Origin of the sequence: Antarctobacter heliothermus, from assembly GCF_900188425.1 — a bacterium.
GTDB classification, from domain to species: domain Bacteria; phylum Pseudomonadota; class Alphaproteobacteria; order Rhodobacterales; family Rhodobacteraceae; genus Antarctobacter; species Antarctobacter heliothermus.
In genome coordinates, this window is the sequence record NZ_FZON01000143.1 from 1 (window position 1) to 1,537 (window position 1,537).

The 1,537-nt window shown below is 65.8% G+C and carries 2 protein-coding genes; both read right to left on the reverse strand.

Annotated elements, in window-relative coordinates:
* A partial coding sequence (locus tag CHB90_RS25925) for an NlpC/P60 family protein (RefSeq protein WP_089280562.1) occupies nt 1-362 on the reverse strand: 362 nt, incomplete at its 3' end.
* A 50-nt stretch (nt 363-412) separates the two neighbouring features.
* Nucleotides 413-1,297, reverse strand: coding sequence for a DUF2163 domain-containing protein (locus CHB90_RS25930; protein WP_089280560.1), 885 nt, complete (start codon nt 1,295-1,297; stop codon nt 413-415).
* Nucleotides 1,298-1,537: the final 240 nt, after the last annotated feature.

Sequence of the window (1,537 nt, forward strand, 5' to 3'; positions counted from 1 at the left end):
AGGCGCTCATAGGCGTGGAGGAACGTGTCGGGCCCGGTCAGGATCCCGACGTGTTTTGCGATGGCGCGCGGGGTCATGCGGAACAGGACCAGCGCGCCGGGACTGGCCTCGGACGGGGCAATTTCCCGCATCATACCTCGCGCCCCCTCGGCCAGCACCTCGCGCGGGCCGGTCTCACCCCAGTCCCGGCTGTAGGGCGGGATCGGAAATGGCTCTGGTCCGACGACCTCCCGCCAGACACCGCGCGCCAGCCCGAGGCAGTCGCAGCCGACGCCGCGCAGGCTCGCCTGATCATGATAGGGCGTGCCCAGCCAGGAGCGCGCAATGACGATGACACGCTCGGGGTCGGTGCTGGCTCTCACGCATCGCGATGCGATGCACTGCCGCCCGTCGTTTCCGCTGGAAACGACGTTCACAGCTCGGCTCCCTCATGTCCGCCGTCCTTCGTCGCGTAGCGCAGAACCGCATCCTGGCCGGGGATGTGTGGGAAACCGCGGAAGTTGGCGGTGTTGGCGAATTTTGCGCCACAGGTCTCCATGCGCTTGTAGCAGCCCGCGCGGATGGTGAAGGTGTGAGCCTCCACGATCGGTCGCACCGGCGCTTCCAGCAATGTCAGCGCCGCAATGCCGTCGGTCACGTCATGCGCGATGATCTCGGCGCGCCGCCCCGCGTTGGCCCCGCCCGTCCAGTCCAGCGTGCCGAAGGTGAACCATCCCGCGGTAAAGCCACCCAGTTCCGAGGCGGTGAATGTCCGGTCCCGCAGGAGATCGATCACGGCGCCCGTGCCCTTGAAGGTTGCCGCGTCGAGATCGACGCCGCAGCTCCCGTCGCCAACTGCCGCGTCACAGGTCGCCTGAAACGTCCGCCCCACCGTCTGGCCAAGCACATGGGCAAGTGAGCGCACCTCTGCGACGAAGGCGAGCCGCCCGCGCCGGATTTGGCCGATGGCACCGCGACGCAACAGGGCCCGCTGGTCTGTGTTGACCCAGTTCACTCGCCAGACCTCGACCTCCGCATTGTCCCAGCGGCCGTCGAGAATATCGGTCTCGGTGATCCTGTTGGAACTCAGCACGCCTTCAGCGTCCTGGGCGTCGACCGACAGGTCAGAGCCTGAACGGATCTCGGAGGCTGTCAGCCCGCTTTCGGGCTCAAAGCCGGTGCCGTCAAAGCTGAAAGCGACATCATGATCGGTAAAGCCAAGGCTCAAACCATCCGCGCGCAAAATGCGCCAGCACCAGCAAAGCGTCGTTGTGCCCTCATCCAGATGGGCCTGAAACGCGGGGTCGAGGGACTTCATCGCGGCCTCCCGCAGCCTGCATCGATCAGGCGGATCAGATGCGCGCCAGAGACCACGGGCTGAGTGCCTGCATCCTCTGCCAGGGCGGCTGCATGGGCGCGCGTGGGTTCGTCCAGTTCAGCACAAAGCGCGGGTTCACTCACGGCCACGGGTGCGCAACCAGTCGCGAAGCACATCGGGATCATTGCCCAGATCAGCCGTTGCATCTTTCATCCTCCGTTTGGTTGCTTTTGCGTCGTC